24 protein-coding genes are annotated in these 24,779 nt (G+C 62.9%); 20 read left to right on the top strand and 4 right to left on the bottom strand.

Annotated features, from left to right (window positions below; genetic code table 11):
• Window positions 1–155: 155 nt before the first annotated feature.
• The 18 genes from APH27_RS20155 to APH27_RS20070 all read left to right on the top strand — a co-directional run bounded on the left by APH27_RS20155 (window position 156) and on the right by APH27_RS20070 (window position 18,220).
• Window positions 156–1,244, top strand: coding sequence for an efflux RND transporter periplasmic adaptor subunit (locus APH27_RS20155; protein WP_027920899.1), 1,089 nt, complete (start codon window positions 156–158; stop codon window positions 1,242–1,244).
• Window positions 1,241–2,308, top strand: coding sequence for an efflux RND transporter periplasmic adaptor subunit (locus APH27_RS20150; protein ID WP_027920900.1), 1,068 nt, complete (start codon window positions 1,241–1,243; stop codon window positions 2,306–2,308). The genes APH27_RS20155 and APH27_RS20150 overlap by 4 nt, the downstream gene beginning before the upstream one ends.
• Window positions 2,305–5,358 carry an efflux RND transporter permease subunit gene (locus tag APH27_RS20145; protein WP_060485727.1) on the top strand — a complete coding sequence of 1,018 codons (3,054 nt, stop codon included), beginning with the start codon at window positions 2,305–2,307 and terminating at the stop codon, window positions 5,356–5,358. Before APH27_RS20150 ends, APH27_RS20145 begins: the two co-directional genes overlap by 4 nt.
• 249 nt (window positions 5,359–5,607) lie before the next feature.
• A complete protein-coding gene (gene oscA, locus APH27_RS20140; RefSeq protein ID WP_016712582.1) occupies window positions 5,608–5,790 on the top strand; it encodes a sulfur starvation response protein OscA in 183 nt (60 codons plus the stop codon).
• A gap of 50 nt (window positions 5,791–5,840) precedes the next feature.
• Complete coding sequence (locus tag APH27_RS20135) at window positions 5,841–6,848, top strand: sulfate ABC transporter substrate-binding protein (RefSeq protein WP_027920902.1); 1,008 nt, start codon at window positions 5,841–5,843, stop codon at window positions 6,846–6,848.
• A gap of 155 nt (window positions 6,849–7,003) precedes the next feature.
• On the top strand, window positions 7,004–7,822 hold the full coding sequence (gene cysT, locus APH27_RS20130) for a sulfate ABC transporter permease subunit CysT (protein ID WP_027920903.1): 819 nt from the start codon (window positions 7,004–7,006) through the stop codon (window positions 7,820–7,822).
• Window positions 7,823–7,832: 10 nt separating this feature from the next.
• Window positions 7,833–8,705 (top strand): sulfate ABC transporter permease subunit CysW, encoded by an 873-nt coding sequence (gene cysW / locus APH27_RS20125; protein ID WP_027920904.1) that lies wholly within the window; start codon window positions 7,833–7,835, stop codon window positions 8,703–8,705.
• A gap of 3 nt (window positions 8,706–8,708) precedes the next feature.
• On the top strand, window positions 8,709–9,698 hold the full coding sequence (locus APH27_RS20120) for a sulfate/molybdate ABC transporter ATP-binding protein (RefSeq protein ID WP_060485726.1): 990 nt from the start codon (window positions 8,709–8,711) through the stop codon (window positions 9,696–9,698).
• Window positions 9,699–10,031: 333 nt separating this feature from the next.
• Window positions 10,032–10,820 (top strand): energy transducer TonB, encoded by a 789-nt coding sequence (locus APH27_RS20115; protein ID WP_060485725.1) that lies wholly within the window; start codon window positions 10,032–10,034, stop codon window positions 10,818–10,820.
• A gap of 30 nt (window positions 10,821–10,850) precedes the next feature.
• Window positions 10,851–11,570, top strand: a complete 720-nt coding sequence (locus tag APH27_RS20110; RefSeq protein ID WP_027920907.1) for a MotA/TolQ/ExbB proton channel family protein — start codon at window positions 10,851–10,853, stop codon at window positions 11,568–11,570.
• Between the two features lies 1 nt (window position 11,571).
• Window positions 11,572–11,973, top strand: a complete 402-nt coding sequence (locus APH27_RS20105) for a biopolymer transporter ExbD (RefSeq protein WP_027920908.1) — start codon at window positions 11,572–11,574, stop codon at window positions 11,971–11,973.
• A 446-nt stretch (window positions 11,974–12,419) separates the two neighbouring features.
• A complete protein-coding gene (locus APH27_RS20100; protein WP_060485724.1) occupies window positions 12,420–13,001 on the top strand; it encodes an alpha/beta hydrolase in 582 nt (193 codons plus the stop codon).
• A 65-nt stretch (window positions 13,002–13,066) separates the two neighbouring features.
• Window positions 13,067–13,897, top strand: coding sequence for a sigma 54-interacting transcriptional regulator (locus APH27_RS20095; protein ID WP_060485723.1), 831 nt, complete (start codon window positions 13,067–13,069; stop codon window positions 13,895–13,897).
• A 175-nt stretch (window positions 13,898–14,072) separates the two neighbouring features.
• Window positions 14,073–14,858 (top strand): MetQ/NlpA family ABC transporter substrate-binding protein, encoded by a 786-nt coding sequence (locus APH27_RS20090; RefSeq protein ID WP_027920911.1) that lies wholly within the window; start codon window positions 14,073–14,075, stop codon window positions 14,856–14,858.
• A gap of 417 nt (window positions 14,859–15,275) precedes the next feature.
• Entirely contained in the window at window positions 15,276–15,941 is a 666-nt protein-coding gene (locus tag APH27_RS20085) for an amino acid ABC transporter permease (RefSeq protein WP_027920912.1), read from the top strand.
• Window positions 15,922–16,581, top strand: a complete 660-nt coding sequence (locus tag APH27_RS20080; RefSeq protein ID WP_060485722.1) for an amino acid ABC transporter permease — start codon at window positions 15,922–15,924, stop codon at window positions 16,579–16,581. The genes APH27_RS20085 and APH27_RS20080 overlap by 20 nt, the downstream gene beginning before the upstream one ends.
• Window positions 16,578–17,351 (top strand): amino acid ABC transporter ATP-binding protein, encoded by a 774-nt coding sequence (locus APH27_RS20075; RefSeq protein WP_060485721.1) that lies wholly within the window; start codon window positions 16,578–16,580, stop codon window positions 17,349–17,351. The genes APH27_RS20080 and APH27_RS20075 overlap by 4 nt, the downstream gene beginning before the upstream one ends.
• Window positions 17,348–18,220 carry a transporter substrate-binding domain-containing protein gene (locus APH27_RS20070; RefSeq protein WP_027920915.1) on the top strand — a complete coding sequence of 291 codons (873 nt, stop codon included), beginning with the start codon at window positions 17,348–17,350 and terminating at the stop codon, window positions 18,218–18,220. Before APH27_RS20075 ends, APH27_RS20070 begins: the two co-directional genes overlap by 4 nt.
• 118 nt (window positions 18,221–18,338) lie before the next feature.
• On the opposite strand, the gene APH27_RS20065 is transcribed toward APH27_RS20070, so the two are convergent.
• Together APH27_RS20065 and APH27_RS20060 are read right to left on the bottom strand one after the other, a co-directional pair.
• Window positions 18,339–19,157 carry an alpha/beta fold hydrolase gene (locus APH27_RS20065; RefSeq protein ID WP_027920916.1) on the bottom strand — a complete coding sequence of 273 codons (819 nt, stop codon included), beginning with the start codon at window positions 19,155–19,157 and terminating at the stop codon, window positions 18,339–18,341.
• A 68-nt stretch (window positions 19,158–19,225) separates the two neighbouring features.
• Window positions 19,226–21,592, bottom strand: coding sequence for a penicillin acylase family protein (locus tag APH27_RS20060; protein ID WP_060485720.1), 2,367 nt, complete (start codon window positions 21,590–21,592; stop codon window positions 19,226–19,228).
• A gap of 87 nt (window positions 21,593–21,679) precedes the next feature.
• Here APH27_RS20060 and APH27_RS20055 point away from each other — a divergent pair, with 87 nt between their 5' ends.
• Window positions 21,680–22,246: a sugar O-acetyltransferase gene (locus APH27_RS20055; protein WP_027920918.1), complete on the top strand. Its 567-nt coding sequence runs from the start codon at window positions 21,680–21,682 to the stop codon at window positions 22,244–22,246.
• Here the strand turns inward: APH27_RS20055 and APH27_RS20050 are convergent.
• The gene (locus tag APH27_RS20050; protein WP_371260282.1) at window positions 22,225–22,770 is read right to left on the bottom strand and encodes a DUF6436 domain-containing protein; all 546 of its coding nucleotides are present in this window, start codon (window positions 22,768–22,770) and stop codon (window positions 22,225–22,227) included. The two genes, APH27_RS20055 and APH27_RS20050, sit on opposite strands and share 22 nt — an antisense overlap.
• Window positions 22,771–23,027: 257 nt before the next feature.
• Between APH27_RS20050 and APH27_RS20045 the strand changes: the two genes are divergently transcribed.
• Entirely contained in the window at window positions 23,028–23,954 is a 927-nt protein-coding gene (locus APH27_RS20045; protein ID WP_060485719.1) for an alpha/beta hydrolase, read from the top strand.
• Here APH27_RS20045 and APH27_RS20040 read toward each other — a convergent pair whose 3' ends face one another.
• The gene (locus APH27_RS20040) at window positions 23,955–24,707 is read right to left on the bottom strand and encodes a DUF2059 domain-containing protein (protein ID WP_027920921.1); all 753 of its coding nucleotides are present in this window, start codon (window positions 24,705–24,707) and stop codon (window positions 23,955–23,957) included.
• Window positions 24,708–24,779: the final 72 nt, after the last annotated feature.

Genomic DNA, 24,779 nt, shown 5'->3' with positions numbered 1-24,779 from the left:
CGGGCGCTTAGCCTGTGGGAGCGGGTTCACCCGCGAAGAGGCCCGCACAGCGCCGCTGAATGCCCGGTTGTTCCTTACCAGTGATGTTTATCGAACCCTGAACTACGCTGACAGTCGCATCCCACGAATCATTTGCGCGCAAGCAAGGAGCCTGCATGACGTTGATGCGTCCCCTGTCGGTCATTTGCCTGGGGCTGCTGTACATGCTCACCGGCTGTAGCAAGGAAGAGGTACCCGAGACACTGCCACGTGTAGGTGTGCAGCAGGTCCAGCCCACCGATTTCGCTGCCAGGGTCACCCTAACCGGCGACGTGCAGGCGCGGGTGCAGACCGACCTGTCGTTCCGCGTGGGCGGCAAGATCATTTCCCGCAGCGTCGACGTCGGTGACCACGTCAAGGCCAACCAGGTGCTGGCGCGGCTAGACCCGAAAGACCTGCAGAACAATGTCGACTCGGCCAAGGCCGAGGTGTTCGCCGCGCAGGCGCGGGTCACCCAGACCAGCGCCGCCTTCGTGCGCCAGCAGAAACTGCTGCCCAAGGGCTACACCAGCCAGAGCGAATACGATTCCGCCGAAGCCGCGCTGCGCAGCAACCAGAGCGCGCTCAAGGCCGCCCAGGCGCAATTGGCCAATGCCAACGAACAACTCAGCTACACCGCGCTGGTGTCCGAAGCCGATGGTGTGATCACCCAGCGTCAGGCCGAAGTCGGCCAAGTGGTTCAGGCGACCATGCCGATTTTCAGCCTTGCCCGTGACGGCGACCGCGATGCCGTGTTCAACGTCTACGAATCGCTGTTGGTGGCGCCGCCGAGCGATGTCGGTGTCATCGTCAGCCTGCTGGACGACCCCAAGGTCCAGGCTCACGGCTTTGTCCGCGAAATTACCCCCACCGTGTCGGCGCAAAGCGGCACGGTGCAGGTCAAGGTAGCGCTGAAGGACGTGCCGCCAGGCATGCAGCTGGGCGCGCCGGTCACTGCAAGCACCAATGCGGTGGGGCGGCCGAGCATCGAGTTGCCGTGGTCGGCATTGACCAAGGCGTTGCATGAACCTGCTGTCTGGGTGGTGGGCGAGGGCGACAAGGTCGAATTGCGCAAGGTCGAAGTCAGCCGCTACCTGACCGGCAAGATCGTGGTCGCCAGCGGCCTGAAGGCTGGCGAGACCGTGGTGGTCAATGGTGGGCAACTGCTGCACCCGGGCATGCAGGTACAGAAGATCGAAGCCAAGGCCCAAGGGGGTGAGCTATGAAGCGCCTGCTGCTGATGCTGTCGGCCGGCATGCTGCTGGCCGCCTGCGGTAGCGAGGAAGAAGCCCCCGAGCCGATCCGGCCAGTGTTGTCGGTCAAGGTCGAGCCACAGGTGCAGTCGCAGCTGGGGCGCTTTGCCGGGCTTATCGAGGCGCGCTTCGAAAGTACCTTGGGCTTCCGGGTTGGCGGGCGCATAGCTCGGCGTTGGCTGGATGTGGGCGCCCAGGTCAAGCCGGGCGATACCCTGGCCACGCTCGACCCCACCGACCAGCAGAACCAGTTGCGCGCCGCCGAAGGCGACCTGGCCAAGGTGCAGGCACAGTGGATCAACGCCCAGGCCGATGCCCGTCGCCAGCAACAGCTGTATGACCGTGGTGTGGGCGCCCAGGCCCAGCTGGATATCGCCCAGACCAACCTGAAAACCACCAGTGCGGCGCTGGAGCAGGCGCGCTCCGCGCTCAGCCAGGCCCGTGACCAGCTCGACTACAGCACCTTGCGCACTGACCACGCTGCGGTTATCACCGCCTGGCAGGCCGAAGCCGGGCAAACCGTTACTGCAGGCCAAGCCGTGGTCACCCTGGCTCGGCCAGACGTGAAGGAAGCGGTGATCGACCTGCCCATCGGCCTGGCCGAGCAGTTGAACAAAGACCTGACCTTCACCGTCGCCTTGCAACTCGACCCGACCATCAACACCACCGCCAGCCTGCGCGAACTGGAGCCCCAGGCCGACGCTGCCACCCGCACCCGCCGCGCCCGCCTGACCCTGGCAAGCACGCCGGCAGCTTTCCACCTGGGCACTGCGATCAGTGTGACCCTGAGCTCGGAAGTGTCCCCGCGCAGCGAGCTGCCTTTGAGTGCCCTGCTCGAGCGTGACGGCAAGACGCAGGTCTGGGTGATCGACACCCAGCAGAAGACTGTGGGCACCCGTGACGTCACCCTGATCGACCGTACTGCCGACAGCATTGTCCTGGCCTCGGGCGTGCAGCCTGGCGAGCGCGTGGTGACTGCGGGCGTGAACAGCCTCAAGCCTGGCCAGAAGGTCACCTTCGACGAGGATGCGCAATGAAAGGAAGCTTCAACCTGTCCGAATGGGCGCTCAAGCATCAATCGTTCGTCTGGTACCTGATGTTCGTCGGCCTGCTGATGGGCATTTTTTCGTACTTCAACCTTGGCCGTGAGGAGGACCCCTCGTTCACCATCAAGACCATGGTGATCCAGACCCGCTGGCCTGGCGCGACCCAGGACGAAACGCTTTACCAGGTCACCGACCGCATCGAGAAGAAGCTCGAGGAACTCGATTCCCTCGACTACACCAAGAGCTACACCCGCCCGGGCGAGTCCACGGTGTATGTGTACCTGCGCGACACCACCAAGGCCAAGGACATCCCGGAAATCTGGTATCAGGTGCGCAAGAAGATCCAGGACATCCGCGGCGAGTTCCCCGCAGGCATCCAAGGGCCTGGTTTCAACGATGAATTCGGCGACGTGTTCGGCTCGGTCTACGCCTTCACCGCCGACGGCCTCACCCTGCGCCAGCTGCGTGACTACGTGGAACAGGCGCGTGCCGAGGTGCGCGATGTGCCCAACATCGGCAAGATCGAACTGATCGGCACCCAGGACGAGGTGCTGTACCTGAACTTCTCGACCCGCAAACTGGCCGCTCTGGGCATCGACCAGCGCCAGGTCATGCAGGCCCTGCAATCGCAGAACGCGGTGACCCCGGCCGGTGTGATCGAGGCCGGACCTGAACGCATTTCGGTGCGCACCACCGGGCAGTTCGCTTCGGAAAAGGACCTGAAGACCGTCAACCTGAAGATCAACGACCGCTTCTTCCGCCTGGCCGACATCGCCGATATCCAGCGCGGCTACGTCGACCCGCCATCACCGATGTTCCGCTACAACGGCCAGACCGCCATTGGCCTGGCCATCGGCATGAAGGCCGGTGGCAACATGCAGGTCTTTGGCGCGGCGCTGAAAAAGCGCATGGACCGGGTGATCGAAGACCTGCCGATCGGCGTCGGCGTGCACACCGTTTCGGACCAGGCCGTGGTGGTCAAGCAGGCGGTCGGCGGCTTCACCAGCGCGCTGTTCGAAGCGGTGGTGATCGTGCTGGCGGTGAGCTTCGTCAGCCTTGGTGTGCGCGCCGGCCTGGTGGTGGCCTGCTCGATACCACTGGTGCTGGCGATGGTATTCGTGTTCATGGAATACAGCGGCATCACCATGCAGCGGATTTCGCTGGGGGCGCTGATCATCGCCCTTGGCCTGCTGGTGGATGACGCGATGATCACGGTCGAGGTGATGGTCACACGCCTGGAAATGGGCGAGAGCAAGGAGCAGGCGGCCACGTTCGCCTATACCTCGACGGCGTTCCCCATGCTCACCGGTACATTGGTCACGGTTGCCGGCTTCGTGCCCATCGGCCTCAACGCCAGCTCTGCTGGTGAATACACCTACACGCTGTTCGCAGTGATTGCGGTCGCGCTGATGGTGTCGTGGGTAGTGGCGGTGTTCTTCGCCCCGGTGCTGGGCGTGCATATTCTCAGCAGCTCCAAGCTCAAGGCCCATGAGGCCGAGCCGGGGCGCGTCGGCCGGGCCTTCGAGCATGGCCTGCTATGGTGCATGCGCAACCGCTGGCTGACCATCATCGGCACCGTGCTGTTGTTCGCCCTGGCGATTTTCTGCGAGCGCTTTGTGCAGAACCAGTTCTTCCCTTCATCGGACCGCCCGGAAATCCTCGTCGACCTCAACCTGCCGCAGAACGCCTCGATCGAGGAAACCCGCAAGGTGGTCGACCGCTTCGAAGCTCGGATCAAGGATGATCCGGACCTGGTGCACTGGAGCACTTACATCGGCCAGGGCGCCATTCGCTTCTATCTGCCCCTCGACCAGCAGTTGCAGAACCCGTACTACGCGCAGCTGGTGATCGTCAGCAAGGGCTTCGAAGCGCGCAATGGCATGATGCAGCGCCTGCAGAAGATCCTGCACGAAGAGTTCGTCGGCATCGGCACCAACGTGCAATCGCTGGAGATGGGCCCGCCGGTGGGCCGGCCGATCCAGTACCGGGTCAGCGGTGCCAACATCGACGAGGTGCGCAAGCACGCCATCGACCTGGCCACCTTGCTCGACCAGAACGAGCACATCGGCGAGATGATCTACGACTGGAACGAACCCGGTAAGGTGCTGCGCGTGGAAATCGCCCAGGACAAGGCACGCCAGCTGGGGTTGTCGTCGGAAGACGTGGCCAACGTGATGAACAGCATTGTCAGCGGCGTGGAAATCACTCAGGTCAACGACAATATCTACCTGGTCGACGTGGTCGCCCGCGCCGAGGACAGCGAGCGCGGTTCGCCCGATACCCTGCAGAACCTGCAGATTCTCACCCCCAACGGCACCTCGATCCCGCTGCTGTCGTTCGCCACTGTGCGTTACGAGCTGGAACAGCCACTGGTATGGCGCCGCGACCGCAAGCCGACCATTACCATCAAGGCCTCGGTCAACGGTGATATTCAGCCTACCGACCTGGTGGCCCAGCTGAAGCCGAAGATCGACGCGTTCGCCAGCAAGCTGCCCGTGGGCTTCGAAGTGGCCACTGGCGGTACCGTGGAGGAGAGCGCCAAGGCCCAAGGGCCGATCCGCAAGGTGATTCCGCTGATGTTGTTCCTGATGGCGACCTTCCTGATGATTCAGCTGCACAGCGTGCAGAAGCTGTTGCTGGTGGTCAGCGTGGCGCCGTTGGGGCTGATCGGTGTGGTGCTCGCGCTGGTGCCGACGGGTACGCCAATGGGCTTTGTGGCGATTCTCGGCATCCTTGCGCTGGCGGGCATCATCATTCGTAACTCGGTGATCCTGGTGACCCAGATCGACGAGTTCACGGCCCAGGGCTTGTCGCCGTGGGATGCGGTGGTGGAGGCCACCAACCACCGGCGCCGGCCGATCCTGCTGACCGCGGCGGCAGCCAGCCTGGGCATGATCCCGATTGCCCGCGAAGTGTTCTGGGGGCCGATGGCCTACGCCATGATCGGCGGGATCATTGTCGCGACCCTGCTGACGCTGCTGTTCCTGCCGGCGCTGTATGTGGCCTGGTACAAGATCCGCGAGCCACAGAAAGAATCCTGAAACCCTGCACCAAGCCCTGTGGGAGCGGGTTTACCCGCGAATGCGATGGTGGAACTACCGCCGCATTCACGGGTAAACCCGCTCCCACAGGGCCTTTTGTTGTCTTCAGGTTGAGGATTTTATTTTGGTTATATAAACATTCTTAAACAGTATTTTTAAGAATAACTCCGCCTCACTACTATTGCCCTCAAGCCAGGCGCAAACCCCTTCATACCTCAGCCCGGCACCCTCACTCCAAGGAGAACGAGCATGAGTGCATCGCTGCGTAGCATCGACGGTCAGGACGAAGCCACCATTCTGCGTGAGATCCAGAGCGCCCTGCGCGACCTGCGTTTCGGTGCGGTGGAAATCACCGTGCACAACGCCCAGGTCGTGCAGATCGAACGCAAGGAGAAGTTCCGCCTGCAACAGCCTGGCAACAAGGCCGGCTGATTCGCGCCACACCCTTCAAAACGAGAAAAATGCCAATCGGGAGCTTCACCATGTCCATCCGCCGTTATGCGCTCGCCGCGCTGGCCAGTGCTGTTTTTGCCGGTTCCGCCATTGCCAAGGACTACGAACTGCTGAACGTGTCCTACGACCCGACCCGTGAGTTGTATCAGCAGTACAACGCTGAATTCATCAAGCACTGGCAGCAGGCTCACCCGGGCGACAAGGTCAAGATCCAGCAATCCCATGGTGGCTCGGGCAAGCAGGGCCGTGCAGTGATCGATGGCCTGCGCGCCGACGTGGTGACCCTGGCCCTGGCCGGTGACATCGACGAAATCGCCAAGCTCGGCAAGACCCTGCCGGAAAACTGGCAGACCCGCCTGCCCAACGCCAGCACGCCTTACACCTCGACCATCGTGTTCCTGGTGCGCAAGGGCAACCCGAAAGGCATCAAGGACTGGGGCGACCTGATCAAGAAGGACGTGTCGGTCATCACTCCCAACCCGAAAACCTCCGGCGGCGCCCGCTGGAACTTCCTGGCAGCCTGGGCCTACGGCCTGAAAACCGGCGGCAGCGAAGACAAGGCCAAGGCCTACGTGCAGGAGCTGTTCAAGCACGTGCCAGTGCTGGATACCGGTGCCCGTGGCTCGACCATCACCTTCGTCAACAACGGCCAGGGCGACGTGCTGCTGGCCTGGGAAAACGAAGCCTTCCTGGCACTGAAGGAAGACGGTGGCGCCGACAAGTTCGACATCGTCGTGCCGTCGCTGTCGATCCTTGCCGAGCCGCCAGTGGCGGTGGTCGACAAGAACGCCGAGAAGAAGGGCAACGAAGCGATTGCCGAGGAATACCTCAAGCACCTGTACAGCCCGGCTGGCCAGAAGATCGCCGCCGAGAACTTCTACCGCCCGCGTGACGAGAAGGTTGCTGCCGAATTCGGCAAGCAGTTCCCGAAACTGGACCTGGTGACCATCGACAAGGACTTCGGTGGCTGGAAAACTGCACAACCGAAATTCTTCAATGATGGCGGTGTGTTCGACCAGATCTATCAGGCACAGTAAGGGCCAAGGAAAAGCGGGGCCGCTTCTACAAGGGATACGCGATCGTCTGTAGAAGCGGCCTTGTGTCGCGAAAGGGCTGCAAGGCAGCCCCAAGATTGAGAGTCCTGTACCGCCCCGGCATACCCGGGGCTTCGTGCGTTCAACCAGGGATATTTATGTCACGTCGTATTTCCCCCGTCATACCCGGCTTCGGGCTGACGCTGGGTTACACCTTGGTGTATCTCAGCCTGATCGTGCTGATACCGCTGGCGGCCATGTTCATCCATGCCTCGCAGCTGACCTTCGAGCAGTTCTGGAACGTCATCAGTGCGCCGCGGGTGATCGCCGCGCTCAAGCTGAGCTTCGGCACTGCCCTGTTCGCCGCCATCATCAACGGTGTGATCGGCACTCTGCTGGCCTGGGTACTGGTGCGTTACACCTTCCCCGGGCGCAAGATCATCGACGCGATGATCGACCTGCCGTTCGCCCTGCCCACCGCCGTTGCCGGTATTGCCCTGACCGCCCTGTATGCGCCTGCGGGCTGGGTTGGCCAGTTCGCCACCGACCTAGGCTTCAAGATCGCCTACACACCGCTGGGCATCACCCTGGCGCTGACCTTCGTCACCCTGCCGTTCGTGGTGCGCACAGTTCAGCCGGTGCTGGCGGACATCCCGCGTGAAGTCGAAGAAGCGGCTGCCTGCCTGGGCGCGAAGCCTTTGCAGGTGTTCCGCTACATCCTCGCCCCAGCGCTGCTGCCCGCCTGGCTCACCGGCTTTGCCCTGGCCTTCGCCCGTGGCGTTGGCGAGTACGGTTCGGTGATCTTCATTGCCGGCAACATGCCGATGAAGACCGAGATCCTGCCGTTGCTGATCATGGTCAAGCTCGACCAGTACGACTACACCGGCGCGACCGCCATCGGCGTCTTGATGCTGGTGGTTTCCTTCATCCTGCTGCTGCTGATCAACCTGCTGCAGCGCCGCATCGAAACCCCTTGAAGGAGGCCGCATGTCCAGTTCAACCCTGAGTGCAAGCGCCGCCGCCAATGCCGCCCGGCGTGGCAGCGCCACTTCGCGGCGCATCCTGATCGGCCTTGGCTGGCTGGTGTTCGCGCTGTTCCTGCTGCTGCCGCTGGTGATCGTGGTATCGCAGGCGCTGAAGAACGGCTTTGGCACCTTCTTCGAGGCGATCTTCGAGCCTGATGCCTTGTCGGCGCTGAAGCTGACCTTGCTCGCCGTGGTCATCTCGGTGCCACTGAACCTGGTGTTCGGCGTCAGCGCCGCCTGGTGCGTGAGCAAGTACAGCTTCCGTGGCAAGAGCATCCTGGTGACCCTGATCGACCTGCCGTTTTCGGTGTCGCCGGTCATCGCCGGCCTGGTCTACGTGCTGATGTTCGGCGCGCAAGGCCTGTTCGGCCCATGGCTGCAGGACCACGACATCCAGATCGTGTTCGCCTTGCCGGGCATCGTCCTGGCGACCATCTTCGTCACCGTGCCGTTTGTCGCCCGTGAGCTGATCCCGCTGATGCAGGAGCAGGGCACGCAGGAAGAGGAGGCCGCGCGCCTGCTCGGCGCCAATGGCTGGCAGATGTTCTGGCACGTGACCTTGCCGAACATCAAGTGGGGCCTGATCTATGGCGTGGTGCTGTGCACCGCGCGGGCCATGGGCGAGTTTGGCGCAGTGTCGGTGGTGTCGGGCCATATCCGTGGCGTGACCAACACCTTGCCGCTGCACGTAGAGATCCTCTACAACGAGTACAACCACGTCGCGGCCTTCAGCGTGGCCAGCCTGTTGCTGATCCTGGCGCTCTTCATCCTGCTGCTCAAGCAGTGGAGCGAGAACCGTATTAACCGCCTGCGCCACAGCGCCGCGGAGGAATGATTCATGTCGATCGAAGTTCGTAATGTCAGCAAGCGCTTCAACAGCTTCCAGGCCCTGAACGCTATCAACCTGGACATCAACAGCGGCGAGCTGGTGGCCCTGCTTGGCCCGTCCGGTTGCGGCAAGACCACCCTGTTGCGCATCATTGCCGGCCTGGAAACCCCGGACCAGGGCAACATCGTGTTCCATGGCGAGGACGTGTCCGGCCACGACGTGCGCGATCGCAACGTCGGCTTCGTGTTTCAGCACTATGCGTTGTTCCGCCACATGAGCGTGTTCGACAACGTCGCCTTCGGCCTGCGCATGAAGCCCAAGGGTGAGCGCCCGAGCGAGAGCAAGATCGCCGAAAAGGTCCACGAACTGCTGAACATGGTGCAGCTGGACTGGCTGTCCGACCGCTACCCCGAGCAACTGTCCGGTGGCCAGCGTCAGCGTATCGCCCTGGCCCGCGCCCTGGCGGTTGAGCCCAAGGTGCTGCTGCTCGATGAGCCGTTCGGTGCGCTCGACGCCAAAGTGCGCAAGGAGCTGCGCCGCTGGCTGGCGCGGCTGCACGAAGACATCAACCTGACCTCGGTGTTCGTTACCCACGACCAGGAAGAAGCCATGGAAGTGGCCGACCGCATCGTGGTGATGAACAAGGGCGTGATCGAGCAGATCGGCTCGCCAGGCGAGGTGTACGAGCAGCCGGCCAACGATTTCGTCTACCACTTCCTCGGCGACTCCAACCGCCTGGCCTTGAGCGAGGGGCAGCACGTGCTGTTCCGCCCGCATGAGGTGTCTCTGTCGCGTCATGAGACCGAAGGGCACCATGCGGCCGAGGTACGCGATATCCGCCCGCTGGGCGCGACCACGCGGGTGACCTTGAAGGTGGAAGGGCAGAGCGACTTGATCGAGGCCGAGGTGGTCAAGGATCACGACAGCCTGACCGGGCTGGTGCGTGGGGAGACGCTGTTCTTCCGGCCGAAGGTCTGGCAGAAGGTGGCGGATATCTAAGCCATCCTGATCGATGAAAACCCGGACACAGTTCCGGGTTTTTTATTGCCTGCAAGCGTGCGCGATCCCGTGTAGGAACGGCCTTGTGCCGCGCAACGAGGGCCAAGCCCTCGCGACAATCTGATGCCTTACGCGAATATTTCATATGCCCGCAAAGCATCACCCTGACACCTTGAAAGCGCACCCCGCGAAACCCGCGGGCTAGAGCCAGCCTTGCAAAATAGATATTCAAAAATGATCTAACTTTAATTTTAAACATTACTTTCAGCGCTAAGCCCCTGCCCCCGATGATTCAGCCACACACCTGAATCAAGAACCCCAGGAGTTTGATCAATGGGTAATGTCCAGTCGGCCGTCAGGGCCTACGACCAGCCATGGCGCCCGGCACCGGGTGACCTGGTCGAGCTTGGACGGACACTTCGCCTGCCACTGGGCCAGCTGCGCCTGCAACGCACGCCGGTCAGTGGCCTCAAGCGCCGCGACAAGCTGGCGCTGGGCCTGCTGGTACTGGCCCTGCACGGTGCCGCCGCCTACTGGGTAAGCCAGGCCCCCACGCCTGCGCTGCCCGTGGTGCCACCACAGATTCCGCCCATGACCATCGAATTTGCCGCGCCCGCGCCGCCGGTGGTGCAACCGCCACCGCCAGCCCCGGCCCCGCCGGTGGTCGAGCCCCCGCCCCCGGTGATCGACGAGTTGGCCGCCAAGCCCAAGCCGAAGCCAAAGCCCGCGCCCAAACCGGTCGCCAAGCAACCACCCAAGCCGCAGCCCAAGCCGGTCGAGGCGCCACCACCTGCGCCGGTCGCTGCCCCTGCACCGCCCGCGCCACCCGCGCCGGCGCCGGTCACGCCGCCATCGGCCAACGCCGCGTACCTGAAGAACCCGGCGCCGGAGTACCCGCAGATGGCTCAGCGCCGTGGCTGGGAAGGTACCGTGCTGCTGCGCGTCGAGGTGCTGCCCAGCGGCAAGCCGGGGCAGATCCAGGTCCAGAAGAGCAGCGGCCGCGACGCCCTGGACGCCGCTGCGCTGGCCGCAGTCAAGCGTTGGAGCTTCGTCCCCGCCAAGCAGGGCGACGTAGCCCAGGCCGGCTGGGTCAGCGTGCCGATCGATTTCAAGCTTCGCTAACTTTTTCGCAGAACACAGGAAGACACCATCATGAGCCTGCTGGCATCCCCCCTCGAATCCGTTGAAAGCGCAGTCATCTGGCTGCTGGTCGGTTTTTCCGTTGCAACCTGGGGCTTGGCCCTGGTCAAGGTCGCGCAGTTCGTGCGGCTCAAGCATCAGGACAAGCGCTTCCACCAGCAGTTCTGGGCGGCCTCAAGCCTGGACTCGGCCGCCGAGCTCAGCCACGAGCTGCCTGGCCCGGCTGCCCGCGTTGCCCAGTCTGGCTACGCCGCCATCGCTGTCGGGGATAGCCAGGCCAGCGACCTGAGCCACGCCATCAACCACCAGGACCGCCTCGAACGTGCCCTGCGCCAGCAAATCGTGCGTGAACGCCGTTCGCTGGAAACCGGGCTGGCGGTGGTCGCCAGTATCGGCAGCACTTCGCCCTTCATCGGCCTGTTCGGTACCGTGTGGGGCATCATGGAAGCGCTCAAGGGCATCAGTGCGGCCGGCTCCGCCAGCCTGGAAACCGTCGCCGGCCCGATTGGTGCCGCGCTGGTCGCCACCGGCGTGGGTATCGCCGTCGCGGTGCCGGCGGTGCTGGTCTACAACTACTTCCTGCGCCGCCTCAAGCTGACGGCGGCCGACCTGGATGACTTCGCCCACGATTTCTACAGCCTGGCGCAGAAGAGTGCCTTCCGCGTGCTGGTGCACCCTGCCGTGCACAAGGCCCAGGCCGGCTTCACCCAGCCGGTGAAGGAGGCGTCCTGATATGGCCTTTTCGACCCAGGACAGCGACGAAGTCCTCAGTGAAATCAACGTCACGCCGTTGGTGGACGTCATGCTGGTGCTGCTGGTGGTGTTCATCGTCACCGCACCGCTGCTGACCAACGCCATCCCGATCAACCTGCCCAAGACCGAAGCCGTGGCGCCGGTGGAACAGAAAGACCCGCTGGTGGTGAGCATCGACGGTGGCGGCAAGCTGTTCATCAACAAGGACGAGATCCAGCCGGAGCAGCTGGAAACCAACCTCAAGGCAGCCAAGGACAAGGATGCCGACGTGCGTGTGCAGCTGCAGGCCGACGATGGCGTGAATTATGGCGAAGTGGCGCGGGCCATGGCGGCGATCGAGCGTGCGGGCATCAGCAAACTGGCGGTAATAACTGCACGGTAATCTTCAACCTTCTTCAGGCAAGTGACTCTCGCAAGTGCGTTGGGGCCATATCTCTTGGCAGGGGTTGGCCCTTTTTTTTCGCCGTAACGGCTTCAGCGCCTATTAGATCGAGCGCCGCCCGCGCGGCGCATCGCGGATAAATCCGCTCCTACATCTGTTTCATGCCAATCACGCCAGTGCAATGGTACGCACTCCTGGTGTGTCCCCTTCGATATCGAGCCGTACACCATAGATGCGCGTGCGCTGGCGCAGAACTCACTGGCCCGAAACAAATGTAGGAGCGGATTTATCCGCGATGCGCCGCGCGGGCGGCACTCGATTTCACGGGCAGCAGAAAATTTTGGCTTGATATTTTGGTTATTAATAAATAGCTTCTTATTCCTTTACGGATATAACTCCCTCCTTATACTGGTCTCCAAGCACGCAAACTTACTGGAGGCGTCCCCATGCGCAATGAGTCGATTCGTTACCTGATTGTGCCGGGCTGGCAAGGATCGCCAGACAACCATTGGCAGAGTCACTGGCAGCGCACGCTGCCCAACAGCGCCCGGGTCGAGCAGCATGACTGGCTCACCCCAAAGCGCGGCGACTGGGTGCAGGCGTTGGAGCAGGCGATTGCTGCCGAAGGCTCGCCGGTGATTCTGATTGCTCACAGCCTGGGCTGCGTCACCGTCGCCCACTGGGCCGCACAGGCCAGCCCGGCCCTGCTGCACCGGGTGCGCGGCGCATTGCTGGTGGCCCCGGCGGATGTCGAGCGGCCCACCTGCGCGCCGGCCCTGCGCAACTTTGCGCCGATCCCGCTGCAGGCGCTGCCGTTCCCCAGCCAGGTGGTCAGCTCCGACAACGACCCGGCAGTGAGCGTGCCGCGTGCCTTGTACCTGGCCCAGGCCTGGGGTGCCGAGGCGGGCCTTCTGAGCAATGCCGGGCACATCAACGTCAAGTCCGGCCATGAGCGTTGGGAACAAGGCTTCGCCTACCTGTATCGCCTGCAAAGCCGGGTCGAGCAGCGCGCATTGCGCCGCGCCTGATCGACCCCGACCGTTCACCGTTTGCCTGACGCCCGGCCACCCATGGCCTGGGGCGGGAGTTTGTCATGACTTTTCAAAACCCGTTCGGCCAGCCGCTGCTGACCTTCCCTGAACTGGACAAGAGCCCCCTGAGTATCCGTGCCAAGGCGCTGGTGTTCATCGACCCGCGCTCGCAGCAGCTGCGCCAGGCCCTGGAGCAGCTGGCGCCGCAACCGGTGCCGGTGCTGATTCGCGGCGAGACCGGTACCGGCAAGGAACTGTTGGCACGGCAGATCCACCGGGCCAGCGACCGCCCCGGCCTGTTCGTCTCGGTCAACTGTGCCGCCATCAGCCCTACCTATGCCGATGCCGAACTGTTCGGTTACAGCGCCGGCAGCCAGGGCGGCACTGCCAGCAGCCGCGCGGGCTGGTTCGGTTCGGCCAATGGCGGCACCTTGTACCTGGACGAGATCGCCGACTTGCCGTTGGCGATCCAGGGCAAACTGCTGGCGGCCCTGGAAAACCGCGAGGTTACCCGTGTCGGTGCGCAGCAACCGCAGCCGGTGGATGTGCGCCTGGTGGCTGCGACCAGCATTGATCTGGCGCGGGTGGTGAAGGCCGGGCGCTTCAACGAGCGCCTTTACCAGTACCTGCGCGAGGGCGCGCTGGAACTGCCGCCGTTGCGCGAGCGGCCAGGCGATATTCTGCCTTTGGCCGAGTATTTCGTGGGCATCTACAGCGTGCGCTTGCAGCGCCCGCTGGCGTTGATCAGCGAGGCCGCGCAGCAAGTGCTGGAAGCGCATGCCTGGCCGGGCAACACCCGTGAACTGGAGAACGTGATCCACTTCGCCCTGCTGGTAAACGATACGGACGAGCTGCTGCCACAAGACCTCGACCTGCCGAACCCCGCGGGCTAGACGAGCTAATAAGCAAACTGGATGATGGCAGTTTGTTTTTGGAATAAGCAGCTAATTAAAAGATATTGTTACGGAATAAAAAATCTCGGTATCGTCCGCCTCACGCCCGCCGGTGAAACGGTTGGGCACCCGACTTCGCCATCCGCGATGGCCCAGATCCAGAACAAGGAACACCATGAAGAAGACCCTGCTGACCACTGCCCTGGCCGCTGCCCTGTCGTTCGCTGGCCTGGCATCTGCCGCCGAGAAACTGGTCGTTGCCGCGACCCCGGTGCCGCACGCCGAAATCCTTGAACTGATCAAGCCAACCCTGGCCAAGGAAGGTGTGGACCTGCAGATCAAGGTCTTCACCGACTACGTGCAGCCGAACGTGCAGGTTGACCAGAAGCGCCTCGACGCCAACTACTTCCAGACCCTGCCGTACCTGCAGAACTTCAACGAAGGCAAGGGTACCCACCTGGAAACGGTGGTAGGCGTTCACGTCGAGCCGTTCGGTGGCTACTCGAAGAAGGTCAAAAGCCTGAGCGAGCTGAAAGAAGGCGCCAGCGTTGCCATTCCTAACGAGGGCAGCAACAGCGGTCGCGCCCTGCTGCTGCTGCAGAAGGCTGGCCTGATCACACTGAAAGACCCGAAGAACGCCCTGGCGACTCCGAAAGACATCGCCGAGAACCCGAAGAAGCTGAAGTTCCGCGAGCTTGAGTCGGCCATGCTGCCGCGCGTTCTGGACCAGGTCGACCTGGACATGATCAACACCAACTACGCTTTGGAAGCCGGCCTGAACCCGGCCAAGGATGCGCTGGTGATCGAGGGCAGCGACTCGCCGTACGTGAATTTCCTGGTAGCCCGCCCGGACAACAAGAACAGCGAGGCCATCCAGAAACTGGCCAAGGCGCTGACCAGCCCTGAGGTGAAGGAATTCATCGCCAAGAAGTACCAGGGTGCGGTACTGCCTGCGTTCTGATGCGTTTGTTGTGATGTGAAAACGCCGACGCTTTTGCGTCGGCGTTTTTGTTTGTGGCTGGCGGGGAAGGGTGAGCTGGCCTCACTGGCCACTTCGCGGGTACGGGCTCACGCGGACCCAGCCCCACCCAAGGCCCGGCGCAGCGCCAGCAGCCACAGCAGTTGTTCGTTCGAATCAGGTGAGCAGGGGCTATTCATCATTATCGTCCTTGTGGGTGATGGCCTTGCAAGTCACGGGCTGAAGCTGTTTGAGAGGTTTGTTGGAGGAAAGTTTCGATAGCCCGGTCAGTGATATCAATATGCAATAAAGGTATTTATAAAAAGTTTTTTATACCTTTAGAGTCTACTCACCGCGCTTGGCGCATCGTTCAGACTTTCCCATGTCGCACTCTGCAAACCGGGTGTCGAGGCAACATCCATGACCTTCGACATCGCATTCATTCTCAGCACATTGCCAGCATTCTTCAAGGCTGTCGGCGTGACCTTGCAGGTTGGCCTGTTCGCCATCGCCACCTCGCTACTGGTGGCGCTGCTCAATGCCACTATCCTGGTGCTGCGCACGCCTTACCTGCGGCACCTGGTCAAAGGTTATGTGGAGCTGGCGCGCAACACCCCCCTGCTGATCCAGCTGTTCTTCGTCTATTTCGCCTTGCCCAGCGTGGGCCTGAAGATTTCCGGTTTTGCTGCGGCAATCATCACCATGACCTTCATGGGCGGTGCCTACCTCACCGAGGTGCTGCGCGCCGGTGTCGAGGCCGTGCCGCGTGCGCAGCTGGAGTCGGGGCGTTCCATCGGGCTGTCGGAAGGCCAGTTGCTGCGCCATGTGATCCTGCCCCAGGCCGGCATCCTCAGCCTGCCGGCACTGTTCGCCAACTTCGTCTTCCTGCTCAAGGAAACCACCGTGGTCTCGGCCGTGGCGGTGCCTGAAATCCTCTACACCACCAAGAACTACATCGCCTTGTACTACAAGACCTACGAGATGCTCGCGGTGCTGACGCTGCTGTGTGTGCTGCTGTTCCTGCCGCTGTCGCTGCTGCTGCGCTACCTGGAAAGGAGGCTGCAACATGGCCAGTTCGGTCACTGAGCTGCTGCTGACGTCATTGCCGCTGCTGGCCAAGGGCGCGGTGCAGACACTGGCCATCTCGGCGCTGGGGATTGTCTTCGCAACGCTCGGTGGCGTGCTTTACGGCACGCTGGCGACGCTTGGCAACCGGTTGCTGAACATCGCCCTGCAGGTGTACCTGGAGTTGTTTCGCGCGATCCCGGTGCTGGTCTGGCTGTACCTGGTTTTTTTCGGTTTGCCGATCGTCTTTGCCCTGAGCATTCCCAGCTTCTGGTGCGCGGTGCTGGTGCTGGGCCTTTGGGGGGCCAGCGAAGTGGGCGAGGTGGTGCGTGGAGCACTGCAATCGTTGCCACGCGGGCAACGTGAGGCGGGGCTGTCGATTGGCCTGTCCGCCGGCCAGCTGTACGGCTACGTGTTATTGCCCCAGGCGCTCAAGCGCATGACGCCACCGACCATCAATGTCTACACGCGGATCATCAAGACCAGTTCGCTGGCGGTGCTGATCGGCGTGGTCGAAGTGATCAAGGCCGGCCAACAGATCATCGAGCGCACTTACGAGTCGCTGCTGATCTACGCCGTGCTGTTCCTGTTCTTCTTCATCGTCTGCTATCCGCTGTCCGCCGCCTCGCGCGTGCTGGAGCGCCGCTGGGCTCACTCATGACCGCATTGATCGAATTCCAGGGTTTCAACAAGTACTTCGGCGCACATCAGGTGCTGGATAACGTCGACCTCAAGGTCTGTACCGGCGAGGTGGTGGTGATCCTTGGCCCAAGTGGCTGCGGCAAGAGCACCTTGCTGCGTTGCCTCAATGGCCTGGAAGAGGCGCACAGCGGGCACCTGCGCCTGGCGGGCGAAGAGCTGCTAAGCGCCGATACCGACTGGCGCCGGGTGCGCCAGCGGGTGGGCATGGTGTTCCAGAGCTATCACCTGTTCGGCCATATGAGCGTGATGGACAACCTGCTGCTCGGCCCGCTCAAGGTGCAGAAGCGCGAACGGGCCGAAGCCCAGGCACAGGCCGAAGCGCTGCTGGCGCGGGTTGGCCTGCTGGACAAGCGCGACGCCTACCCGCGGCAGTTGTCCGGTGGCCAGCAGCAGCGCATCGCCATCGTCCGCTCGCTGTGCATGAACCCGCAGGTGATGCTGTTCGACGAGGTGACCGCAGCACTGGACCCGGAAATGGTCAAGGAGGTGCTGCAAGTGATCCAAGGCCTGGCCCGCGACGGCATGACCTTGCTCATCGTTACCCACGAAATGGCCTTCGCTCGCGCGGTGGCCGACCGTATCGTGTTCATGGAGGCCGGCAGGATCCTTGAACAGAGCGACCCCGAGAGCTTCTTCAGCCAACCGCGGACCGCACGCGCGCAGCAGTTCCTGGACAAATTCTCCTTTGTCGAAAGCCTGCCGAAGACAACACAAAAGGAACTGTCATGAAAACTGCCCCGCTTACCAAACTGCTGGCGCCCTTGTTCGGCGTGGCCCTGCTGGCCGGCTGCAACAAGGCCGAGGAGCCGCCCAAGCCAGCGGCTGCCTCGCCGGCCACCAGCTACCTGGAAACCATCAAGGCTCGCGACAAGCTCATCGTTGGCGTGTTCAGCGACAAGCCGCCGTTCGGTTTCGTCGACGCCAGCGGCCGTTATGTCGGCTTCGACACCGATATTGGTCGGCGCTTGGCCAAGGACCTGCTGGGCGACGAGAACAAGGTGGAGTTCGTCGCCGTCGAGCCGGCCAGCCGTATTCCGTTCCTGCAAAGCGACAAGGTCGACCTGATCCTCGCCAACATGACCGTGACCCCGGAGCGCAAGGAAGCGGTGGACTTCACCAACCCCAACTTGCGCGTGGCCGTGCAGGCCATCGTTGCCGACGGCAGCCCGGTGCAGGCGCTTGATGACCTTGCAGACAAGACCACCATTGTCACCACCGGTACCACGGCCGACATCTGGCTGACCAAGAACCACCCGGACTGGAAATTGCTCAAGTTCGAGAAGAACAGCGAGTCGTTGCAAGCGCTGGCCAATGGCCGTGGCGATGCCTATGCCCAGGACAACCTGATCCTGTTCAGCTGGGCCAAGCAGAACCCAGGGTACCGCGTGTTGCCGCAGTTGCTGGGAGAGGAAGCGCCGATCGCACCGGCCGTGAAGAAGGGCAATACCGAACTGCGTGACTGGGTGAATGCCGAGCTGGCCAAACTGGGGGAGGAGAAGTTTCTGCTGAAGCTATATGACCAGTATGTGCGCAAGGAACTGAGCGATGACACCAAACCGGAGAGCGTGATCGTCGAAGGCGGCAAGTGGCAGGGTTGACTGCGTAAATGGGGCCGCTGCGCGGCCCATCACGACACAAGCCGCTCCTACAGGTAGCGCAAAGCCCTGTAGGCGCGGCCTCGTGTCGCAAAAGGGCTGCAAAGCAGCCCCAGCAATCTCAAGCCTTGCCAGGTAGCCAGTTCAACAAGAACTCATTGACCACCTTGGGGTTCTCCAGACTGGAGATATGCCCCGCAAACGGAATCTGCGCGGCCAGGCAGCCAATGATCCGCGCCATTTCGTTGGACTCTTCAGGCGGCCGCGGAATGTCCTGATCACCACAGATCACGATGGCCCGCTCACCGGCAATCGCGCATAACTGCGGCAACAGATCCGGCCTGCCAAAAATTACTCGCCCCATCGGGTCCAGGCTTTGCCGAATGGTTTCGGCGGTGCTCGCCTTGAGGTCGGCGCGAAACTGGTCGCGCACCTCGGGCACCGTCTGCCCACCGGCATGGAAGAAGATCGGCACAATGATATCCAGTAGCGCATCGCTGAAGTAACCTGCAGCGCTTGCTGCGTCCAGCAGGGCGAAGTACTTCTGCCGGGTCGCTTCTGGCTCGGCGCCGAGGTAGGTGTCCATCAAAACCAGGCGGTCGACCCGCTCGGGGTGCTCGATGGCCAGTTGCGCACCCCACATGCCGCCGACCGACAGGCCGACCAAGTGGCACTGGCGGATGTCCAGCGCATCCAGCAGCGCCAGGTGCTGACGGGCCAGGGCGCTCATGTCGGTGGTGGTGGCTGGTGGGGCATCGGAGTCGCCATGGCCCCAGAGCTCAGGGACGATGACACGCCAGTGCTGTGACAGGGCAGCGATCTGTGGCTGCCACATGTCCGCCGACCACAGGTAGCTGTGACCGAGCAGTACCGGAAAGCCATGGCCCTGGTCGACGTAGCTCATGCGTGCGCCGTCGATTTCGATGAAGTGTTTTTGCATTGAAAGGGTCTCGGTTGAGGGCGTTGTTGAGTATTCGGAGTTGTGGGGCTGCACAGCAGCCATAGTGCTCATCCGCCAGGCACCAATCTCAAACTGCTCTGCGCCGGAATCACTCCCATCTGTGCGCGCTGGTACTCACCTTCGACATACCCCTCGGCCTGATCCGAAAAATGCTGGTCGAACGGCACGCCACTCTGCCCGACCGGGTTGCTGGTCAGTGCCTGCCCGGCATCGGCAAAGTCGATCAGGCGCCGGGTTGATGGCCCATAGGTCACCGGCCATGGCGCCGGGCCGATCTTCGCCGAAAGATTGTTCGGCACTTCATGGGTACCGGGCGCGGCGAATGGCCCAACGTTGAACAACAGGTTCAGCGGCTTCTTAACCCCAAGTGGGTGGTTGTGGGTCAAGGTATGGGCCTTGCCCCACTGCCAGCTGGCTGGGTCGCTGCCGATGGTGTCGCGCAGGTGTTTCAGGCTTTTCTGCCAAGCTGTGCGCACGACGGCGGTACGGTCGGTACGCTGGTTGCCACCGCGGGTATTCCACCAGGGCGAATCGGCATCCGCTGCCAGGCGTGGCAGGGCGGCGTCGATGGCGCGGGTGCTGATCAGTATCGGGAACCAGGTATCGCCCAACTCGTCATGCAGGGCCGCGAACGCCAGCTCGTAGAGGAACTGGTTGAACAACGTGGCGCTGGTGGAATCCAGTGGAGAGTCGCCGCGCCAGGCAGCCAGCTGTTCGACCAACTCCTTTTCCTCGTCACCTTGGGCGATCTGGCGCAAGGTCGCCAGCAGGGGCGCCAAGGTACGCGGGCCGTAATCGCTGGCCGTATCGAGCTGCAGCGCCTGGCTGTTATGCGTGTCCCATTTCACCTCCGGGTTGGCCAGCTGGCGATCAAGCTGGCGGCCGCGGTCGGCGAGGTTGTAGTAGCCGGGTATCGGCACGACGGCCGGTGGCTGGTAGTTGGCCGAGACGATATAGCCGCTGGCCGGGTTCTCCTGCTGCGGGTTGACGCTGAAGGGGTAGAAACCGGGTTTGTCGGCCTGGCGGCTGGCGCCGTCGAGGATGAACGCCGGGTTTACCCCGTCGGGGCGAATCGGCAGTTTCGCCGCGGCCCACCAGCCAATATCGCCACGGGCGTTGGCCCAGACGAAATTCAGCCCCGGCGCCTGCACCTTGGCAGTGGCTTCGCGCATCTTGCCCAGGGTGTCGGCGCGGTTGAGTTGATAGAACCCTTCGAGGATCGGGTTCTCGGTTTCGAGGAACGCCCACCACATGGCAATCGGCCGTGGCCCGGCTGTGGTGCCGAGAACTTCGTTGACGATTGGCCCGTGGGTTGAGCGGCGCAGGGTGATGGTGACCGGTTGCTCGCCTTTGACCGCAATCTGCTGCTCGGTTTTTTCCAGCGTCTGCCACTTACCGTCGATCATCACCTGGTCGGCGTTGGCAGGGTTGGTCTGTTCTGCGATCAGGTCGACGTCATCGTTCTGGAACATGGTCAGGCTCCAGCCGAAATCACGGTTGTGCCCCAGCATCGCGAACGGGTTCAGCGCCTGGAAGTAGCCATACAGGTTGAAGCCGGGTGCTGACAGCTCGGCCTCGTACCAGACGGCAGGTACGGCAAAACTGATGTGCGGGTCACCGGCCAGCAAGGGTTTGCCGCTGCGGGTGCGGCTGCCGGAAACGGCCCAGGCATTGCTGCCCTCGAACTGCGGGATGCCGGCGTCGATCAGGGCTTCGTGGCTGGCACGGGCCACGGTTTCGAGGCTTTGCCAGTCGGCAGCGGCCAGCGGCGTGCCGAGGGCACCCTGCGGTTGCCAGCCGAGGTCGAAGATGTTCAGGTATTGCGGGCCAAGCTGGTCGCGGATGTAGGTCAGCGCAGGTTCGGTGCGAAAGGCCGCAGCGAAACTGTAAGCCAGGTAGCCAGCGATGCTCAGGGTATCTTCGGCAGTGAACGGCCGTGGCGTGATGCCGATCAGGTCGAACTCCATCGGTTTGGGGTGGCTGGCCTGCCAGGCGTTGACGCCCTCAAGGTAGGCCTGCAAGGCTTGCCAGGCGGGCGATTGGTGGTCCTGGCGCTGGGCCATCAACGCGGCTTGTTCACGGATGCGCAGGCTGCGGAACAGGGTATCGGTGGGCAGCAGCTTTTCGCCCAGTATTTCGGCCAGTTCGCCACGGGCCAGGCGGCGCATGATCTCCATCTGGAACAACCGGTCCTGGGCATGCACGTAGCCCAGGGCACGGTACAGGTCCGCTTCGTTCTGGGCTTGCAGGTGGGGCACGCCACGGGCGTCGTAGCGCACGCTGACCGGCGCCTGCAGCCCGGCAATGGCCACCTCGCCCTCGCGCTGTGGCAGCTTGCCGTGCACATACCAGTAACTGGCGCCAGCGGCCACGGCAACAACGGCCACGGCCAACAGGGTCAGGCTGCGCTTCATCGGGACTCCTTGTGCATTCGAGCGGAAACTGTGGTCCGATCATCGACGGATTCGCGAACAGAGCATAGCCCCCTGAAAGGAGTTTCCATGTCCCACAGCGAAAAACAGAAAATGCTGGCCGGTCAGCTCTATCACGCCAGCTGCCCCGAGCTGCAGGCCGAACAGATCGCCAGCAAGCACTGGATGCACCGTTACAACAACAGCGTCGAGTTGCTCAACGAAGCGCGCAACGGCCTGCTGGCCGAGCACTTCGGCCATGTCGGCGAGGGCGCGGTGATTCGCCCGCCGTTCTATTGTGACTACGGCTACAACATCAGCATCGGGCGCAACACGTTCATGAACTTCAACTGCGTGATCCTCGATGTAGTGCCGGTGCGCATCGGCGATGACTGCCAGATCGGCCCCAACGTGCAGATCTACGCGGCTGACCATCCGCTTGACCCCGAGGTCCGCCGCAGTGGGCTGGAAAGCGGGCGCCCGGTGACCATCGGCAACAATGTGTGGATCGGCGGTGCGGCGATCGTCCTGCCCGGGGTGACCATTGGTGACAACGCCATCGTGGGTGCCGGCAGTGTGGTGACCCGTGATGTGCCAGCAGGGGCGACCGTCGTGGGTAACCCGGCGCGGGTGCGTCAGCCGGACCAGGGGCAGTAGCAGCCCACGGCCAGCGTATTCGAGGCGGTGACCTTGCGCCCGGCCAACAGTGCTGTGAGGATCGGCTCGATGAAGCTGTTGCTGGCATTGCACACCGCGCCTTCGCTGTAGGGGCCGAAGTAGGCAAGGTTGCCCTGGCGGTCCCAGATGGCCACGGCAGGGGAGGCGGGCAGGTGTTCGCTGCCGGGCAGGTTGGCGATGGTTTGCAGGCTGGCGAGGTTGGCGGGCAACTGGCCGTGGCTGCCGGGCTTTTGCACAACGTGGAACGACACACCCTGGTCGGCGAACTGGGCAATCAGGTCGCCAAGGTGCTGCTGGTTGCCGACGTTGCACGGGCAGGCCGGGTCCCAGAAATGCACTACGCGGATCGGCCCGGGGCCGGCGAGCTCGGCAGGCAGGCGCAGCTGGCTGCCGTCGAACAGCGTGGTCTGGTTGTCGAACGGGCGCAGGTAGCGGGACTGGAAGGTGGCGTAGGCCTGCCAGAGCACGGCGACGCCAATTACCAAGGCGATTGCGATGCACATCTGTTTGATGAATCGAGTTTTCATGAGTTTTTCGCGGTCCCTTGTAGGAGCGGCCTTGTGTCGCGAAAGGTCCGCACGGCGGACCCGGCAATATCGATGTGTTGATGAAATCCTGGGGGCGCTTCGCACCCCTTTCGCGACACAAGGCCGCTCCTACAGGCGGTCGGTGGTGTTGATCGGTGGCGAGCAAGCTTGCCACGACGCCAGCCAGAGCTGAATATCGCAGATCAATACTCGCTCCGCCGTGGATGTACCTGATGCCTGCTGCCTTTCACCCCGATACCTTGCGTGCCAGCCTTGCGCCGTTGGCCAAGCGTCAGCCGTTGTCCAAGCAGGCGCAGGACTATCAGCGCTTCTATGGCTTGAACCTGCCGGCGCAGAGCTGGCTGGGTGGTTTCCAGGTGGCGGGCTTCGAGCTGGTCGGGCAAGTCTGGCTGCCCGAAAAGCCGGTAGCGACGCTGTTCCTGCTGCACGGCTATTACGACCACATGGGCCTCTATCGGCACGTGATCGAATGGGCGCTGAAGCTCGGCCATGCGGTAATCAGCTGCGACCTGCCAGGCCACGGCCTGTCCAGTGGCGAGCGCGCCAGCATCAGTGATTTCGCGGTGTACCAGCAGGTGCTGGACGCCTTGTTCGAACAGGCGCGAGGCCTTGAATTACCCCACCCTTGGCATCTTTGCGGGCAGAGTACCGGCGGCGCCATTGCCGTGGATCACCTGCTGCACCAGGGCGAGCGCAGCCCGATCAATGGCGAGGTTATCTTGCTGGCGCCGCTGGTAAGGCCACGCTCCTGGCACTGGTCGAAGTTCAGTTATCGGGTCTTGCGCCACTTCGTCAATGGCATCGAGCGGCGTTTCAGCGAGAACACCAACGACCCGACGTTCCTGCCTTTCCTCGAAGCCGACCCGCTGCAACCGCGGCGGCTGCCCACGGCCTGGGTCGGCGCCTTGATCGCCTGGGTCAAGCGTATCGAGGCGGCGCCGCATTGTGCGCGGCGGCCGCTGATCGTGCAGGGGGAGGCAGATGGTACGGTGGATTGGCCGTATAACCTTGAAGTGCTCAAGGCCAAGTTCAGCGAGCCGCAGATCCTGATGTTGCCTGAAGCCCGCCATCACCTGGCCAACGAGCGGCCGGACATTCGCCGGCGCTATTTCGATTTCATCAAGCAGCGCCTGGGCTGATCACTTGAGGTCGGCGCTGTTCTGGCCCACCGCCAGCCCGGCACGCACGGCGGCCACGGCGGCCTGGTAGTAGGCCTTGCCGTCTGGCGACTCGGCGAAGGTGGCGAACGCTTCCAGTTCGTCATCGGACAGATCGCGGTACACATACAACAAGGTGTTGTTCAGGTCTTCGCCGATCTGCCCCATCAGCCGCTGGCGCTGACCGTCGAGAAGGCCCTGGGCCTGGCTGGCGCCGAACAGGCCGGGGATCATCGAACTCAGGCTGTCGGCAGCCACCCCGGCAATCGCCAGGCTGACTTCGGCACCGGCTTCGCGGGCTGGCAGTGCTTGGGCCAGGTGGCCGATAACCAGCATGCGGTTGTCGCTGGCCTGGATCTTCGGCAGCCCCTTGGCATTCTTGGCCAACTGGTCCTTGCGCGTGGCCAGCAGCTCGGCGGCGACGATCTTGCGCCCCAGCGGCGACTGGAAGAAGGCCAGTGCCGGCGCCGGGTTGGGCAGCGTGCTGCGCAGTTTGGCCAAGGCACGGTTGTCCATTGCCTGGGCCTGGAAGCGCTGGTTGCTGTTGTTGACCAGCGCCTGATAAACCGCAGGCGGCAGGCTGTTGCGGTAGCGCTGCTGGGCGGCGCTCACGGCATCGGAAAAATGGGCGCGCTGGTCGGGCCAGCCGGCGGCCTTGTACAGTTGATCGAGGCTGTCTGCCCAGACAGGCAAGGTGCAGATCATCAGCAGAAGCAGGGAAAACAGACGGCGCATTCAGGACTCCTGTCGGCAGGTGGCTATTGTCCTTGGCCTTGCGCCATTTTGTCGAGCAATCCGAACGCTTCT

This window comes from Pseudomonas sp. NBRC 111123 (genome assembly GCF_001320205.1).
GTDB lineage: Bacteria > Pseudomonadota > Gammaproteobacteria > Pseudomonadales > Pseudomonadaceae > Aquipseudomonas > Aquipseudomonas putida_J.
This window is presented reverse-complemented; position numbering and strand designations above follow the sequence as displayed.

Coding starts and splice junctions, on each gene's coding strand:
- APH27_RS20155 (WP_027920899.1), top strand. CDS start 156: ATGACGTTGATGCGTCCCCTGTCGGTCATTTGCCTGGGGCTGCTGTAC.
- APH27_RS20150 (WP_027920900.1), top strand. CDS start 1,241: ATGAAGCGCCTGCTGCTGATGCTGTCGGCCGGCATGCTGCTGGCCGCC.
- APH27_RS20145 (WP_060485727.1), top strand. CDS start 2,305: ATGAAAGGAAGCTTCAACCTGTCCGAATGGGCGCTCAAGCATCAATCG.
- oscA (WP_016712582.1), top strand. CDS start 5,608: ATGAGTGCATCGCTGCGTAGCATCGACGGTCAGGACGAAGCCACCATT.
- APH27_RS20135 (WP_027920902.1), top strand. CDS start 5,841: ATGTCCATCCGCCGTTATGCGCTCGCCGCGCTGGCCAGTGCTGTTTTT.
- cysT (WP_027920903.1), top strand. CDS start 7,004: ATGTCACGTCGTATTTCCCCCGTCATACCCGGCTTCGGGCTGACGCTG.
- cysW (WP_027920904.1), top strand. CDS start 7,833: ATGTCCAGTTCAACCCTGAGTGCAAGCGCCGCCGCCAATGCCGCCCGG.
- APH27_RS20120 (WP_060485726.1), top strand. CDS start 8,709: ATGTCGATCGAAGTTCGTAATGTCAGCAAGCGCTTCAACAGCTTCCAG.
- APH27_RS20115 (WP_060485725.1), top strand. CDS start 10,032: ATGGGTAATGTCCAGTCGGCCGTCAGGGCCTACGACCAGCCATGGCGC.
- APH27_RS20110 (WP_027920907.1), top strand. CDS start 10,851: ATGAGCCTGCTGGCATCCCCCCTCGAATCCGTTGAAAGCGCAGTCATC.
- APH27_RS20105 (WP_027920908.1), top strand. CDS start 11,572: ATGGCCTTTTCGACCCAGGACAGCGACGAAGTCCTCAGTGAAATCAAC.
- APH27_RS20100 (WP_060485724.1), top strand. CDS start 12,420: ATGCGCAATGAGTCGATTCGTTACCTGATTGTGCCGGGCTGGCAAGGA.
- APH27_RS20095 (WP_060485723.1), top strand. CDS start 13,067: ATGACTTTTCAAAACCCGTTCGGCCAGCCGCTGCTGACCTTCCCTGAA.
- APH27_RS20090 (WP_027920911.1), top strand. CDS start 14,073: ATGAAGAAGACCCTGCTGACCACTGCCCTGGCCGCTGCCCTGTCGTTC.
- APH27_RS20085 (WP_027920912.1), top strand. CDS start 15,276: ATGACCTTCGACATCGCATTCATTCTCAGCACATTGCCAGCATTCTTC.
- APH27_RS20080 (WP_060485722.1), top strand. CDS start 15,922: ATGGCCAGTTCGGTCACTGAGCTGCTGCTGACGTCATTGCCGCTGCTG.
- APH27_RS20075 (WP_060485721.1), top strand. CDS start 16,578: ATGACCGCATTGATCGAATTCCAGGGTTTCAACAAGTACTTCGGCGCA.
- APH27_RS20070 (WP_027920915.1), top strand. CDS start 17,348: ATGAAAACTGCCCCGCTTACCAAACTGCTGGCGCCCTTGTTCGGCGTG.
- APH27_RS20065 (WP_027920916.1), bottom strand. CDS start 19,157: ATGCAAAAACACTTCATCGAAATCGACGGCGCACGCATGAGCTACGTC.
- APH27_RS20060 (WP_060485720.1), bottom strand. CDS start 21,592: ATGAAGCGCAGCCTGACCCTGTTGGCCGTGGCCGTTGTTGCCGTGGCC.
- APH27_RS20055 (WP_027920918.1), top strand. CDS start 21,680: ATGTCCCACAGCGAAAAACAGAAAATGCTGGCCGGTCAGCTCTATCAC.
- APH27_RS20050 (WP_371260282.1), bottom strand. CDS start 22,770: ATGTGCATCGCAATCGCCTTGGTAATTGGCGTCGCCGTGCTCTGGCAG.
- APH27_RS20045 (WP_060485719.1), top strand. CDS start 23,028: ATGCCTGCTGCCTTTCACCCCGATACCTTGCGTGCCAGCCTTGCGCCG.
- APH27_RS20040 (WP_027920921.1), bottom strand. CDS start 24,707: ATGCGCCGTCTGTTTTCCCTGCTTCTGCTGATGATCTGCACCTTGCCT.